This is a genomic window from Anditalea andensis (assembly GCF_000714815.1).
GTDB classification, from domain to species: Bacteria; Bacteroidota; Bacteroidia; order Cytophagales; family Cyclobacteriaceae; genus Anditalea; species Anditalea andensis.
In genome coordinates this window covers 116,689-132,520 of sequence record NZ_JMIH01000014.1, presented here as the reverse complement: position 1 = coordinate 132,520, position 15,832 = coordinate 116,689, and the positions used below count along the sequence as shown (strand labels likewise).

General features: G+C 39.9%; 13 protein-coding genes. 1 reads left to right on the top strand and 12 read right to left on the bottom strand.

The window, feature by feature from the left end; translation table 11 throughout:
- Positions 1-84: 84 nt before the first annotated feature.
- From ruvA to EL17_RS04180, 12 genes are all read right to left on the bottom strand, one after another.
- Positions 85-684: a Holliday junction branch migration protein RuvA gene (gene ruvA / locus EL17_RS04235; RefSeq protein WP_035070635.1), complete on the bottom strand. Its 600-nt coding sequence runs from the start codon at positions 682-684 to the stop codon at positions 85-87.
- Positions 681-2,951 (bottom strand): NADP-dependent malic enzyme, encoded by a 2,271-nt coding sequence (locus EL17_RS04230; protein ID WP_035070632.1) that lies wholly within the window; start codon positions 2,949-2,951, stop codon positions 681-683. The genes ruvA and EL17_RS04230 overlap by 4 nt, the downstream gene beginning before the upstream one ends.
- A 24-nt stretch (positions 2,952-2,975) precedes the next feature.
- Positions 2,976-4,022 carry a DUF4837 family protein gene (locus EL17_RS04225; protein WP_240485932.1) on the bottom strand — a complete coding sequence of 349 codons (1,047 nt, stop codon included), beginning with the start codon at positions 4,020-4,022 and terminating at the stop codon, positions 2,976-2,978.
- A gap of 149 nt (positions 4,023-4,171) precedes the next feature.
- Complete coding sequence (locus tag EL17_RS04220; protein ID WP_035070626.1) at positions 4,172-5,575, bottom strand: lytic transglycosylase domain-containing protein; 1,404 nt, start codon at positions 5,573-5,575, stop codon at positions 4,172-4,174.
- 18 nt (positions 5,576-5,593) lie between these two features.
- Entirely contained in the window at positions 5,594-7,018 is a 1,425-nt protein-coding gene (gatA, locus tag EL17_RS04215) for an Asp-tRNA(Asn)/Glu-tRNA(Gln) amidotransferase subunit GatA (RefSeq protein WP_035070621.1), read from the bottom strand.
- 18 nt (positions 7,019-7,036) lie between these two features.
- Positions 7,037-7,231, bottom strand: coding sequence for a twin-arginine translocase TatA/TatE family subunit (locus EL17_RS04210; protein ID WP_035072044.1), 195 nt, complete (start codon positions 7,229-7,231; stop codon positions 7,037-7,039).
- A 117-nt stretch (positions 7,232-7,348) separates the two neighbouring features.
- Positions 7,349-8,416, bottom strand: a complete 1,068-nt coding sequence (locus tag EL17_RS04205) for a murein hydrolase activator EnvC family protein (protein ID WP_316932635.1) — start codon at positions 8,414-8,416, stop codon at positions 7,349-7,351.
- Positions 8,417-8,606: 190 nt separating this feature from the next.
- A complete protein-coding gene (locus EL17_RS04200) occupies positions 8,607-9,353 on the bottom strand; it encodes a DUF4292 domain-containing protein (RefSeq protein ID WP_035070610.1) in 747 nt (248 codons plus the stop codon).
- Positions 9,346-11,088: a tetratricopeptide repeat protein gene (locus EL17_RS04195; protein ID WP_035070604.1), complete on the bottom strand. Its 1,743-nt coding sequence runs from the start codon at positions 11,086-11,088 to the stop codon at positions 9,346-9,348. Before EL17_RS04195 ends, EL17_RS04200 begins: the two co-directional genes overlap by 8 nt.
- A 183-nt stretch (positions 11,089-11,271) precedes the next feature.
- Positions 11,272-11,706, bottom strand: coding sequence for a dUTP diphosphatase (gene dut, locus EL17_RS04190; RefSeq protein ID WP_035070598.1), 435 nt, complete (start codon positions 11,704-11,706; stop codon positions 11,272-11,274).
- 3 nt (positions 11,707-11,709) lie between these two features.
- On the bottom strand, positions 11,710-13,224 hold the full coding sequence (locus tag EL17_RS04185) for a polysaccharide biosynthesis protein (protein WP_035070593.1): 1,515 nt from the start codon (positions 13,222-13,224) through the stop codon (positions 11,710-11,712).
- 23 nt (positions 13,225-13,247) lie between these two features.
- On the bottom strand, positions 13,248-14,033 hold the full coding sequence (locus EL17_RS04180) for an enoyl-CoA hydratase/isomerase family protein (protein WP_035070587.1): 786 nt from the start codon (positions 14,031-14,033) through the stop codon (positions 13,248-13,250).
- Between the two features lie 233 nt (positions 14,034-14,266).
- On the opposite strand from EL17_RS04180, the gene EL17_RS04175 reads away from it, so the two are divergent.
- Positions 14,267-15,721 (top strand): NADP-dependent isocitrate dehydrogenase, encoded by a 1,455-nt coding sequence (locus EL17_RS04175; RefSeq protein WP_035070582.1) that lies wholly within the window; start codon positions 14,267-14,269, stop codon positions 15,719-15,721.
- The last annotated feature ends 111 nt before the right edge of the window (positions 15,722-15,832 follow it).

The window sequence follows — 15,832 nt, the reverse complement described above, 5'->3', positions numbered from 1 at the left end:
ACACTAAAATGTATGTTGCTGAAAGATGTCTTTTGATTAGAATCGAAAGGGCGTTAAAACCGATAAAAATCACTCTGTTATCAATTAAGTAGACTTTAAAGATGCCTTAATTAAATCTTCCAAGGAAATATTCGGGCCTGTTTTTTTAAGGGCCAGCGAAATATTTTTTTCAGCTGTGGCTTTTGGAAAACCTAAGGTAATTAAAGCTTGCAACGCTTCTTTTTTGATTTTATTATTATCATTTAAAAACCCGTCCCCTGACGTTGCACCTTCTACTAATTGGTCTTTTTTAATTTTATCTTTTAATTCTAATACTATTCTCTGGGCAGTTTTTGCCCCAACTCCTTTTACCCTTTGTATGATAGTATGATCATCTGAAACGATAGCATTTTCGAGTTCATCAGTATTTAAGGAAGAAAGGATCATCAGCCCCGTATTAGGACCTACCCCACTAATGGAAATTAAATTTAAAAAAAGTTTTTTTTCACTTTCTTCTTTAAATCCGTATAAGGTATGGGAATCTTCCTTGATATTGAGGTAGGTGAGGAGCATAACCTGCTCCTCATCCTTGATTTTTGAGTAAGTACTAAGACTTATTTTAACTTCATAGCCGACCCCATTGATATCGATGATAACAAAAGTGGGGTCCTTATAGGCTAGTTTTCCTTTAAGATAAGCAATCATGAAGGATTCTTTGTCTGGGCATCCACTACTGCTATGGCTACCATATTGACGATATCCCTGATCGAACTGCCCAACTGTAATATGTGCACAGGCTTATTCATGCCAAGTAGGATAGGACCAATCGCCTCAGAATTACCCAATTCGGATAGCAACTTATAGGCAATATTACCTGAACTTAAATTAGGGAATACCAGTGTGTTGGCCTTTTTGTTTGCCAGTGCGCTGAAAGGATAAGTTTCCTGCTGTAGTGTTTCATTAAGGGCTACATTTGCCTGCATTTCTCCTTCTATTACTAAATCAGGATATTTTTCTTTTGCCAGTTTTGTAGCAAGGGCTGTTTTGGTAGGTGTGTTTCCTTTGGCCGAGCCGAAGTTAGAATAGGAGAGTACCGCTACCCTTGGCTCTATGTCAAAGAACCTCACAGCATTAGAAGTGAGACCTATAATTTCTACCAGCTCTTCAGCAGTAGGATCTACATTCACTGTAGTATCCGCAAAGAAATAAGGTCCCTTCGAAGTATTTATGATATACATACCTGCTACTCTATCCACGCCTTGTTTTACCCCTATGACATGTAAGGCTGGCAGGATAGTTTTAGGGTAATCTTTGGTCAAGCCAGAGATTAAACAGTCTGCTTCTCCCAGTTCCACCATCATAGCGCCATAATAATTACGGTCGCGCATCATTCTTTTAGCCTCTTGCAGGGTAGTACCTTTCCGTTTTCTTTTTTCATAAAGCAATTTACCAAACTCTTCTAGCTTGGACTCTTGTTTATATACATCTATGATGACTGCACCCTGAAGATCCAATGAATGGTCCTTTATCAGCTCTTCGATTTTTTCTTGATTTCCGAGTAAAATAGGAATAGCTATACCTTCATCCTGAATGATTTGAGCAGCTTTTAGAATTTTTCTATTATCAGCTTCTGCAAACACGATTCTTTTTGGATTTTTTCGTGCTCGGGATATTACCCTGGACATCAATCTCTGGTCGATGCCTATTCTCTCCTGGAGTTCAAGTTCATAAGCTTCCCAATCTGTAATATGGGTCTTGGCTACTCCTGAATCCATCGCTGCCTTAGCCACAGCAGGGGCTATAGTAGTGATCAGTCTAGGGTCCAATGGCTTAGGTATGAGATAAAATTTACCAAAGGCAATCCTACTGTCTCCATATGCTTTGTTAACGATATCCGGAACTGGTTCTTTTGCCAATTTGGCTATAGCATGAGCTGCGGCTAGTTTCATTTCTTCATTGATAGCTGTAGCCCTTACATCTAGGGCACCTCTAAATATATAAGGAAAGCCAAGAACATTATTCACCTGATTGGGATGATCTGATCTACCGGTAGCCATAATAATATCTTCCCGGGCATCTATGGCAAGATCATAGGAAATTTCCGGATCTGGATTGGCCAGCGCAAAGACTATAGGGTTGGGGGCCATCATTCTGATCTGATCCTGTGTAACGATATTACCTGCAGATAGTCCTAGGAAAACATCTGCACCGGTCAGTGCTTCCGTAAGGGTATAAATATTTCTATCAGAGGCAAATTCCTCTTTGATTTCATCCAGATCTGTTCGGTCTGTCCTGATGACCCCTTCTTTATCACACATGATGATATTGTGTCTCTGTACACCTAGAGACATATAAAACCTGGTACAGGACACTGCCGCTGCACCTGCACCATTTACCACGATGACAATTTCAGACATTTTTTTGTCCAGAATTTCCAGTGCATTTAAGAGTGCTGCTCCTGAGATGATGGCAGTACCATGCTGGTCATCATGCATCACCGGGATTTTCATTTGTGCCTTAAGGGTCTGCTCTATTTCAAAACACTCAGGAGCTTTAATATCTTCCAGATTTACCCCCCCGAAAGTAGGTTCGAGTGACTTGATGATCTGGATTAATTTTTTTGGATCTTTTTCGTCTATTTCAATATCAAAAACATCAATACCTGCAAATTTTTTGAACAGAACCCCTTTCCCTTCCATTACCGGCTTGGATGCCTCTGGACCTATATCTCCTAATCCAAGTACAGCTGTTCCATTAGATATGACAGCCACTAGATTTCCTTTAGCAGTGTATTTATATACATTTTCTTTGTCAGCAGCTATTTCTTTACATGGCTCTGCTACTCCAGGGGAATAAGCAAGGGCTAAGTCTAGCTGACTTGAAAGGGGTTTGGTGGGTATCACTTCAATTTTTCCTGGTTTACCTTGGGTATGGTAATTCAGGGCATCTTCTTTTCTGATTTTAATAGCCATAAAGGTTTAATTGGTGTAATGCTGTTATTCGGCAGTGGCAGTTGGTAGATCCGTTGCCAACAATATAGCTTCTATTTCTCTCAGCGGTTCGCGGTGGGCTTCACTGGGATAAAATACAAAGCCTTCCATATAATAAATTTTTCCTCTTTCTTCATCTACCATAGTATAAGATAAAAATGAGCCCCCCATACTCATATTGTTGGTCCTCCATGATCCCCTCATCTCTACTGCATAATGGTTTTTCACATTGAATGTATTGAAAATCGGCGGTTCTTCTCTTCTTTCTGTAGTAACAAAGGATTCTGGATTGGCTGGATCGCCAAATATTCTGGTCCTGGTGATGTTATTACGTAACTGAACCAGGTTTTCAGGGAAAAGCTGATCCTCTGATTCATAATCTGTTTCATAAAAGAAAAGGGTGATATCGGCCCTGTCTGTCGTAGGAGTAGGCTGTCTAAACCACAGAAAATCATCTTCATTCTTTACCAGTTGATAAGAGGCAGGAAGCTTAAGCTCTATGCCAAATTTTTCTCTTCCTAAGTTAGCCGCTACTCCGCTTTTTCTGTTCAGAATAGCTTTTGCCAGCCTTTCCCTTTCTCTGGTTTGAAATAGATTTTGAAGCTTGCCCTTATTAGCCCTTAGGTTATTGATAAGCTCTTCCTCTGTATTGCCAAATAGGTATACTACTTCCTGTCCTGCTGCAAATTCTTCTGGACTCCTTAGCATAAACCTGGTTCTGTCATCAGAAGCCACCTCTCTGGATGCCTCACTGAACTGGGTGTTTATCCGCTGACTTCCGCCCCTACGATCATCAAAAGTAGTCACATAGACGATATTATGCGCCATTTTTAACATTCTTGTAATAGCTCTAGGGTCTACCCTTCTGATAGAAAATAAATTTTCGGGACGCATAATACCCGGTACTTCTGCCTGAAATACCTCTTGGAGTGCTTCACCTACTGGGCCTTGCCACTTTAATGAATCTATGACTAAGAGGATTTCACCAGTAGCACCACGCGACTGGGGCTTATTGGATGATCCCCCATCCTCCTCACCATTACAACCGAACATAATGAAAGAAGAAAGAAGGGATATAAATATTACTGAAATATTTTTTAAGGACATGTAATTTTTTTATTAAATGATTTTTTCTATCAATTTATTTAATAAATACGATAGATAAAAATAAATCAATTAATTTTATAGTTAAAATTTCTTAATTAGCCGATAATTAGCTTTTGTCCCGGCTTGATCTGATTATTATTGAGATTATTCAATTTTTTAATCTGATCTATAGTAACGCCATCTAGTTTTTTGGATATTAACCACAGAGAATCACCGGGCTGCACAGTATAGGTGTTGGTGCCCATACTTGATTCCTTGCCAGATTCAGATGATGCAATATTATTGCTGAAACCATTTTGTCCTTTGCCGTTGTATATATGGAGTACCTGTCCCACTTTTATAGTATTGGATGAGAGGCTGTTCCATTTTTTGAGGTTATCTACTGAAGTGCCATAGCTATGGGCTATCTTTCCTAGCGCATCGCCAGATTTTACTTTGTAAGTTATCCTATTAGCAGCAGTAGTGGCCTGTGGAATATACTTGGTTTCATGAACCGCTACCATTTGGGAAGGAGAGATTTTAAGACTGTCTCCGATCCAATCTTTATTGGTAGTCAGATATTCTGCTTTAGCTTTTGGGATTCTTAATGCCAGATCCCTGTGGCTAGAAGGGATTTTTCTATCCAAAATAGAAGGGTTAAGTCTTTCCAGATCTTCTATACAGGTACCGCTGATCTCGGCAAGTTTTTCAAGATCAAGTTCTTGGTTGAATTTTATTTTCTCATATGCGATAGGGAAGGTGGCCTCCTCAAGGACCAGATTATGATCATCAGCATGGCGAAGTACATATATCATGGCCTGAAACTGTGGGACGTATGAGCGGGTTTCCCTTGGCAAGTGATCATAAACACCCCAAAATGTTTTCTTACCACCGGATTTTCTAATAGCTTTTCTTACATTACCAGGGCCACAGTTATATGCTGCCAGTGCTAGTTCCCAGGTGCCGAACATATTATATAAAGATTTCAAATATTTAGCAGCGGCTTCAGTAGACAGCTCTGGATCCATTCTTTCATCTATATCATTATTGGCATCCATATGAAACATTCGGCCTGTAGCTGGCATAAATTGCCATAGGCCCATAGCTCCTACCCTTGATTTGGCCTTCGGATTGAGCCCTGATTCTATAATAGCCAAGAATTTAATGTCTTCAGGCATATTGTGGCGCGCCAAAACTTCCTCAAAAAGTGGAAAGTAAGTATCTTTTCGCGCCAGGACCATTTTGGTATACGATCTATTTCTTACTGTAAAGTAATCTACAAATGAGTAGATGCTTTCATTTAATTCAAACGGTAAATCAGTCTCCATTACCCTGACTCTCTGACTTACTTCTTTATAATTAAAGTCCGGTATATATTCAAAGTCATAAACAGGATGTACTACTTCTTCCTGTTTATGACTTTGAGTGATAAGTTCCAAAAGATCCTGTCCATAGGATATAGAAAAAATACAGGTATTGAAAATTATCCCTATTATAAAGATTTTCGCCAAGTTTTTCATAGTCATAGGGTTGCTAGATTAATTAGACGCTGTTAGGTAATTGGCAAAAGCATATAGGTCAGCTTCCTTATATGAATTGGCCATTATTTGTAGTCCTATAGGGAGACCTTTTTCATCTACCCCATTGGGAATTGATATAGCAGGTACTCCAGAAACAGATGCCTGGACGGTAAACATATCTTCTAGATACATGGCCACCGGATCATTACTATGCTCACCAAATTTAAATGCCGTAGAAGGCGTGGTGGGCATGATGATATAATCATATTTATTCAATAAGTCCTCTGTAAAGTCCTTTATTAGGCGTCGGACTTTTTGAGCTTTGGTAAAATAGGCATCATAATAACTGGCGCTTAATACAAATGTCCCTAACATGATTCTCCTTTTCACTTCTTCACCAAATCCTTCTGAACGAGTCAGCTTATACATGGATTCGAGATTATGGGCATTGGGCGTCCTATAACCGAATTTGACACCGTCAAACCTGGAAAGATTGGAACTGGCCTCTGCCGTAGTCAAAATGTAATAAGTGGGAAGCACATATTCAAGTAATGGAAAATTTACTTCTTCTATCTTATGGCCCTCCTGCTTTAATTTTTCCAGGACTGACAATGTTTGCTCCTTAATTTCGGGCTGAAGCGCTTTGGAATCAATCGTTTCTTTAAGATAAGCTATTTTTACCGGTTTACCAAAATGCAATAAGGTACTATATTGGGGAACTGATTTTCTGGATACAGTGCTGTCGTAATCATCCGGACCAGCTATGGTTTCCAGTACCAGGGCATTGTCTTTAATATTACGGGAAAAAACGCCTATGGTATCAAAAGAAGAGGCATATGCGATCAGGCCATGTCTGGACACTCGGGAATAGGTAGGTTTGATACCTACAATTCCAGTGAATGCAGCTGGCTGACGTACTGATCCACCGGTATCAGTACCGAGTGAAGTGGTGCAGAGATTGGCTTGTACAGCTACTGCAGACCCTCCTGATGAACCACCCGGAACACGGGTATTGTCCGCATCGTTTAATACTTTGCCATGAACAGAATTTTCATTAGAAGATCCCATGCCAAATTCATCACAGTTTAGTCTTCCAATGATGATAGCATCTTCTTCAATAAGCCTCTGCACGGCTGTACTGGTGAATTGTGATTCGAAGCCTTCCAGGATTTTACTGGAAGCATTTACGGTATGGGCTGTCAAACAAAGTACATCCTTTATGCCTACGACCATTCCTGCCAGTTTACCTGCCTTTCCAGAAGCCAGCTTCTCATCGATTTCTTCTGCTTTGGCCAGAGCAGATTGCTCATAAACTTCAACGAAGGCGTTTAAATGCGCCTTCGTCTTGATGTTATTGAGATAATATTGAACTATCGTTTTACAATCGGTTTCACGATTCTCAAGCGACCGTTTTATTTCGTCAAATGAATGGAATTTTTCCAATGTATAAGTTTTTAAGCCCTATCTTTTGTCTTTTAGACCTTCTTCCAGATCGTCCTGAATGTCTTTGGTAGCGTCTTTAAATTCTCTGATGCCTTTACCTAAGCCTCTGGCCAATTCAGGAATTCTTTTTGCACCGAATAGCAGCACGATTACTAAGAATATTAGTATAAGCGAACCGCCTCCAATATTGGGTAAGAATCCTAATGTCATCATCATGATTATTGTATTTATGGTGTATAATTGATTACAAAGATATAACTGTGATAATCAAACGCAAAGAAATCTCTTATAGTTCTTTGTCTGTTTTTTAAAGATACAAAAAATTTATGATTATTTCTTTGATAACCATATAGAAGGATCCATAACCTGTAATCCTTTCCAAGTCTGGAAGTGAACTTCTGAAACGCCGTTTTTGGTGTCAGTATATACAGTTCCTATGGAAGCCCTCGCTTTTACTTCCTGTCCACTTTTGACGGAAATGGTTTTGAGCCGGCTGTACATCGTATAATATTCTCCATGTTTGATGATGACAGTGCCTCCCATACCGGGTACTGTAGTGATCTTAGTGACCACCCCATCAAATACCGCCCGGACCTGCTCATTGCTATTGGTTTGGATGTCTATTCCGTCATTGGTTTCGGTAATGCCCTTCAGGGTAGGGTGGGGATAGGTGCCGTATCTTTTGGATATAAAACCATTTGCTACCGGCCAGGGGATCCTTCCCCTATTACCGGCGAAACTGCTGGAAAGTGCAGCTGCCTCTGGCGTCATCGGCATCTTAGATCCCGGTGGTGTAGTAGTAGCTTTACTGTTTTTCTTTCTGGCTTCGGCTTCGGCCAGTCTTATTTCTTCTTCTATTACCCGAGTGATAAGTTTGTTAAGCTCTTCCTGTTGCTTTTTGCTGGCAGCGATTTCTTTTTTTAATTCTTGCTCTTTTTGTGCCAGCGTGTTGACTATGCCCTGCTGTTCCTGCTTTAATTCATCCAATTTTTTCTTCTGGACTTGTTCCTGTTGTAATACTACCTGTTTTTCCTGTTTTTTATCCTGTAATTTATGGTTTTGGGAGAGGAGATCGGCGTTTACTTTTTCTATCTGCTCTACCTGCTTTTTTCGGGCATCACTATACTGTTTCAGATACTTTAGCCTCATATAGAACTGCTTAAAAGTAGACGAGCTAAATATAAAAGTCATTACTGTTATGCCCTGATTGAGTTTAGACGAAGTATATACCATATTGGCATATTCCTGTTTTAGATTTTTAAGGTCATTTTCTAGGGCTATAATCTTATTTTCTGTTTCTTTTATCTCTCTATTGATCAGGTTGACTTCTCTACTGAGGGTGCTGATAAAAACTACTTGTGTTTCTAATTGCTTGTTTACAGCATTTAACTCCCCCATACTGCTCTTTTTGCGTACAGTTGTTTGCTTTAAGATTTTGTCGAACTCTACTAATCTTTTTTGTACTTCAAGTTTCTCTTTTTCAAGTTGGGCTCGAGATTTTTTAGTTTGGGAAAATGAAGGGGTCTGTAAACATATGCACAGCCCAATAAATAATAAAAATGGATAATACCTATATTGGGGCATTTTATTAATAATTATAAGGAAATGTTAAAGGGTCATCTACCAATTCTACTCTGTTCATCTCTAGGTTAACGGTAGTTTCCACTGGTCCATTGTCATCTTGAGGGTCAAAAATAAGTTTTAATAGCATACGGTACGGAAAAGGCTGGTTTTCCAAATCTTTAAATTCGGGATATGTGGCAGAAAGCTTACCGTTCATAGATTGGGACGATGTTTCCAGTTCTTGTACTTTTCCGTGGCGTGCACTAATGATGGAATGATAGGCCATCCGCTGACGGCGTTGGTCTAACTCAAATGTCCTTCCAACCCTAAGTAGCCTGTCCCTATAACTGAACTCATGGGGAATATTTGCGAATAATACATTTTGGAATAAGTCCAAAGATAAAACCAGGCCAAAACGCTCTTCGAACTCCTGAAATGTCATGTCTATGGCATTGCCATTTATTCTGTCTTTAAACTGTATCTTTTCCTGGGTGACCAAGCCCCTGGCGGCTTCTATACCAAGGCCTGGTGTGATGCTAAACCATAGTGCACTGTCTTTTTTTGCCCGGAGATTAAGGGTTCCTCTGGTAGTCTTGCCGTTTGGCTCCTCCAGTACTACTCGGGCTCTAGCTGTAAGATACGTAAACTCCAGATAAGCAGGTGTAAACTCCTCCATTATTTCATCTGAGGTGTATAGGTTAGGCCTTCTTGCACAGCTGGCCGCTATCACCAATACCAAGATCAAGTATGAAAAACGCAAAAACTTATTCATAATATTTCCTGTCTTTTATTTTCAGGGACAAATAGTCTGATACTTCTTCCCCACCTTCTGCTTTTTGCCAATATTTTAGGGCTTCGGATTTATTGCCAAGTTTGAAATATATATCACCCAGATGTTCATACATTACTCCACTCGGCTTACTATCTATTTCTATTGCTTTAGACATGTATGATCTAGCAGCTTCATATTCTTCCAACTGAAATAATACCCAAGCGTGAGTGTCAAGGTAGGTAGCATTTTTCGGGTGCTTTTCTACCAAGCGGCCGGACATCTTCTTAGCTTTTTCTAAATCTTTCTTTTGTAGGGATAGAAAATAAGAGTAATTGTTTAATATATGCTCATCATTTGGATTTATTTTAAGGCCTTTTTCATAAAATTCAAAGGCATTTTCAATTTCTCCTAGACCATGATATACATCTCCCAGTTGGCCAAATACCAATAAATTAATTTGCTTGTTTGCCCCTTTATTGAGATTTTCCGCCTTTTCAAGGCTTTCTTTGGCTTCTACAAACTTTTTTTGCGCTAGTTTAGCGGTACCGTCAAAAAACCAAAACTCAGGCTTTTCAGGAAATTCATCCACACCTATAATCGTATACCGCTCTATTTCATCAAAATTATCATTTTCCTCAAACTTCAATGTAATTACCCTTTGAAGAACCTGCTCATTGGCAGGAAGGGTTTCTAGTGATTTTTTATAATAGGAAAGGGCAGCATCTTTATCCCCTGACGCCATTTCTTTGTCCCCCAGCACGATCAGGACATTTGGATCAGAGCCATTATGTTCTTTCATAAGATTTCCTAATTTATCCAATACCTGATCTCTATCTTCAGTCTGCATCTCCAATAGAATCTCATTAAAGGCTTTGGCTTTCACATCGCCTCCCAGGTCTGGGTTTTCAAAGGCCATATATAGGTATTCCCTAGACCTATCGGTCTTCCCTTTGTCTTTTAGAAGTGTGTAGGCAGCCATATGTAATTCTGGTTGGTTAGGGTATGTACCTAACGACTCCAGCACTAAGGCCATAGCCTCTTCGGAGCGTCCATTGTTGTAATATATTTCTACCAAGGAAAGCACATAACTGCTTTGTCCGGGATGTGCTTCTATAAGTTTTTTACCTTCCCCTATAGCCGCTTCCAGGTTATTTTTCCTTAAATATATCCTTTGTTTCTGAACGGTGAGCTGTTCTACCACCCCATAATATTCCTCTGCCTGGTCCAAAGCTTTCAGTGCATTGTCATAATCCTGGGCTGTAAGGTATAAAGATGCCAGTTCCAGTATGTATTGCTGGTTTTCTTCTGAATTATCCATCAGCGACTGTAGGATCTCTGCAGCTTTTTTAGGCTTGTTCTGGTTGCTGTACACCTCTGCTATAAGCAAATGGTAATATTTATTGCTTGGATCTCCTTCTACTGCCCTAAGTCCAAAATCAAGAGCTTTTTCTGTTTCATTAGCCCTTACCAGTATTTCTGCTAATTTAAAATTTATTGCAGGCTCTTTTGGTTTGTATTGATGTGCTTTTTCAAAATAAAAATATGCTTTTTCAAACTCTTCCAGCATCAGGTATTTTTGGCCCTCTACGAACAATCGATCCGCTTGGGCATTTTTATCCTGGTCCTTAAGTGCTTTTTTGGAAATTTTGTCTTGGGCTATAGCATCCAAAGAAGACATGAAGCCTATCAGTACTAATCCCAAAAAAACTTTAAACGAACTTACTGGTGATGTCATATATAAATTTCTTATTAAGCAGTCATGGTGGTAAGGGAATCACCGAAGATGGTTCGGTTATCCCTTTCAGCTACAAAATTAGTACCTTTTTGGTTCAATTTTTTGCTCGATAAGCGTCAGAAGATAAAGGATACCTTAAATGATGTTAATGACAGGATCCCTATACGCTATACTATTAGAAAATCAGGATTTCCCAGTACTGCCATATCCACCTGTTCCTCTTTCCGTGGTGCTCAGCTCATTCTTTTCTTCCCAGGTGATCTGTTCATGCTTTGCTATTACCATTTGTGCAATTCTCTCCCCGTTTTCTATTATAAAGGGCTCGTTGGAAATATTTACCAGCAAAACTTTTATCTCTCCTCTGTAGTCAGCATCAATGGTGCCTGGAGAATTCAGCACGGTAAGACCATGCTTATATGCCAAACCGCTTCGAGGTCGGATCTGGGCTTCATATCCTGCGGGAAGTTCAATAAAAAGACCTGTACCTATAAGTGCCCGATCTAAAGGACCCAAGGTCACAGGGCTATCTATATGGGCTCGAAGGTCCAGCCCAGCAGATAAAGCAGTCTGATATTCTGGGAGTGAATGGCCGGAGTTATTGATGACTTTTACTTGCATGGATTATTTTTTTAATGATTTGAAGATCAAAATTAATTCTTCTTTTTCTATTATATATATGATCAGTGCAAATAACACTACTAAACTATTTTGAAAAAGGAAATTAACAATCACATTTTCAAATCCCAGAAAGAAACCTGCATAGCTGAATGCGGTGGCCAAACTTAGGTATATAATAGCTTTTCCTGTCTGATAGGGTATAGGATAATGTTTTTGCCCTATTACATAGCAGATGATGGACATGGTCATATAGCTTAATATCGTACTCATCGCCGCACCCATAAATCCGAATACAGGGACCAGCGTGATGACCACTACTACGGTAATGACAGCTCCAATAGTGGTAATGTAGAAACTGTATTTGGTCTGATCAGTTATTTTGAACCAAATACTGAGGTTAAAATATATACCCAAAAACAAATAGCCCAATAGCAACAAGGGTACGATGACTAAGCCTCGACCATATCCCTCTCCCTGAAGGACCAATCTCCCTATAATGTCCAGATTAACCGCCACAGCTACCATTAATAAACTGCAGAAGATGATAAACCAGTGCATGACTTTAGCGAAGATGGCAGGATTGTTTTTATTTTCTGACTGTTGAAAAAAAAATGGTTCTGCTGCATATTTGAAGGCCTGGATGATCAGGTTCATTAATATGGCCAGTTTAAAGTTGGCCCCAAAAATCCCTCCTGCCTCACGGGGGCTAAGTCCAGGATAGAAATCCTCAGGTAGGGAGTATTCGAAAAGCCCTCTTGAAAACACCTCGTTCGTTACACCCGCCAGCCCCATAAATAACAAAGGGACTGCATAATGCCACATTGGTTTTAATATGGATTTGTCCAAGGTAAAGCTGAATTTACCCGTAAGGTAAAACAATACAGGAAGGATCAGGGCATTTGCCAGCACATTTGAAAGTAGGATATAATCCACTCCCCAGTCCGGCCTGTACCATGTCGCTACCCAAGGCTGGAGGATTGTAAGAATATCTCCATTGGCAATGTGGTACAAGAGTACGATGAAAAATATATTGAATCCTACATTCAGCAGGATGTTGGCCAATTTAACCAATGCAAATTTTAGTGCTTGGTTTTCAACACGCAATTTGGCAAAAGGGATGGCAAGGAGTGCGTCTATAGTAAGTATCATGGCCACCCACCGGAATAGGTGCTCCTGTCCCCCATATTCCAACCAAACTGAAAGAGGTGCTGCACTCAGATAAATAAGGGCACCTAAAGTTAGGGAAGTAGTAAGGATAAGCGACTGTACACTATTATATACCTTTTTTGGATCAAGTCCTTTTCCGGTGGAAAACCTGAAAAAGGCCGTTTCCATACCATATGTAAAGATGATGTTAAAAAAAGCAATGAAGGCATACAGGTGTGTAAAAGCTCCTACATCTTCTTTTGGAAGATAGCCAGTGTAAATGGGGATTAGCAGAAAATTGATAGATTTGCCCAGAATGCTGCTGATGCCATATACGGCAGTCTGTCCTGCTAATCTTTTTAGTTGGCTCATGGGCTTAATGAAAAAAAGGGGACTTATTCCCCTTTAAAATCTGGTTTTCTTTTTTCCAAAAAAGCGGAGGTTCCTTCTGCAAAATCTTCTGATTTAACACATCTGGCAAAACTGTTGGCTTCTATCAGGTAACCGTTTTCATCATTGGTATAGACAGCATTAACGCAGTCTACGATCATACCTATAGCCAGTGGAGCTTTAGACATGATTTTGGTTATGATCTCCTGAGCTTTGGCCATAGCACTTGTTTTAGAAGGGAGGACATGGTTTACCAGGCCCAGTGATTTTGCTTCATCAGCATCTATCATATCTCCAGTCATCATGAGTTCATTGGCTTTGCCTCTTCCTACCAGGATGGTAAGTCGCTGCGTTCCGCCATACCCTGGTATAATTCCTAAGTTTACTTCAGGTTGTCCAAATTTGGCATTGGCAGTGGCTATTCTCATATGGCAGGCCATTGCCAGTTCACATCCTCCGCCTAGGGCGAATCCGTTTACTACTGCAATGACAGGCTTATGGCATGCTTCTATGAGGTGGAGTACTTCTTGTCCGTTTTCGGCAAATTTCCTGGCATTCAGTTCGCTCAGTTCTGCTATCTCTCCGATATCAGCACCTGCTACAAAAGCTTTTTCTCCTGCGCCCGTTATGATCACAGCTTTTATGTCCCGATTGTCATTTACCTCATTGAAGATATTCTTTAGTTCTTCTAGGGTAGCGAAATTGAGAGCGTTTAGCTTGGATTCCCTTTGAACTGTAAGAAAAAGTACACCTTCTTTATTTTCAGATAGGATATTGGTTGTATCAGCCATTGATTATAGTCAAAGTTTAACTCCAAATATACGAGTACGTAATGCAAACACAAAGCGTTGCTGCCAAAATGTGAAGAGCAAAACTAATATTCATTTGATTTGTATGCATTTATAAATTATATACTACAGTATTATAGGAATGGTAATTAATCGGTTTTTAGTGCCATCAGTACGGCAAATTTTCATATTTTTGTAATACTTGAATTTTTAAAATCATAACTAAATTTAGATATATGTCTTCTAAGAGAAAAATTACCGTGGCCTACGGGGATGGTATTGGACCAGAAATCATGAAGGCGACCCTGAATATATTAGAAGCCGCAGGGGCGCAGATAGAAACCGAAGTAATAGAAATAGGTGAGGAAGTATATCTAAAAGGGATAAGTTCAGGGATGGAGCCCTCCGCTTTTGAATCACTGAGAGAAACAAAAGTGTTTTTAAAGTCACCCATCACTACTCCACAGGGTGGAGGTTTCAAAAGTCTGAATGTAACTACCAGGACTTCTTTTGGTCTTTTTGCCAATGTAAGACCATGTAAAGCGTTTTCTCCATACATCAAAACCAACTATCCCAAAACCGACCTGGTTATCATCAGGGAAAATGAGGAGGACCTATATGCCGGTATAGAGCACAGACAGACCCAGGAAGTAGTACAAAGCCTTAAACTGATATCCAGACCAGGTTCAGAAAAAATCATCCGGTATGCCTTTGAATACGCCAAAAAATACGGCCGAAAGAAAGTTACCTGCATGACCAAAGACAATATCATGAAACTGGCCGATGGCCTTTTCCATAAAACTTTCAAAGAAATAGCCAAAGAATATCCCCAGATCGAGACCGATCATAAAATCATCGATATAGGGACAGCGCTTATAGCGGAGAGACCGGACACCTTTGACGTGATCGTGACCCTAAACCTCTATGGTGATATCATTTCAGACGTAGCGGCTCAGGTAACAGGATCTGTAGGTCTTGGTGGCTCTGCCAATGTAGGGGAAGAAGTAGCTATGTTTGAGGCTATCCACGGTTCTGCCCCGGACATCGCCGGTAAAGATATGGCTAATCCATCTGGGTTGATAAATGGTGCCATCATGATGCTGGTTCATATCGGACAGCCAGATGTGGCAGAAAAGATAGGGAATGCATGGATGAGAACACTCGAGGATGGTATCCATACAGGAGATATCTATCAGGAAGGGCTTTCTTCCAAAAAAGTGGGAACACAGGAATTTGCCCAGGCGGTAATCGAAAGACTTGGACAGACTCCGATAAATATGACGCCTATGGCTTTTGATAAAGAAGCCACCGAGCCTATGAATATAAAGCTTAGCCCGGTCACCAAAGCTAAAAAACAATTGATAGGAGTTGATGTGTTCCTTGATTGGGATGAAGAAGACAGGAATCCGGAAATTTTGGGGGATAAGTTAAGAAAGGCAGAAAGTGATAAATTAAAGCTTCAGCTTATCACCAATAGGGGAGTAAAAGTATATCCTGGAGGTATGCGGGAAACATTCTGTACCGATCACTGGAGGTGCAGGTTTCAAAATGACGATCAGACACCTATTTCCCATACAGAAATTTTAGATTTATTGAGATTGGTAGAGGCTTTGGGTTTTGATTTTATTAAGACTGAAAATCTATATTCATTTGACGGAGAGAGAGCATATTCTTTGTCCCAAGGAGAGTAAAGTACATAAAGACTATTTACATAGAAAAAAGCCGGATGAATATTCCGGTTTTTTTTGCAAAAAAAATACGAAAACTAAGTTATTCTATTACATTTATGGAAATTTTAAAAC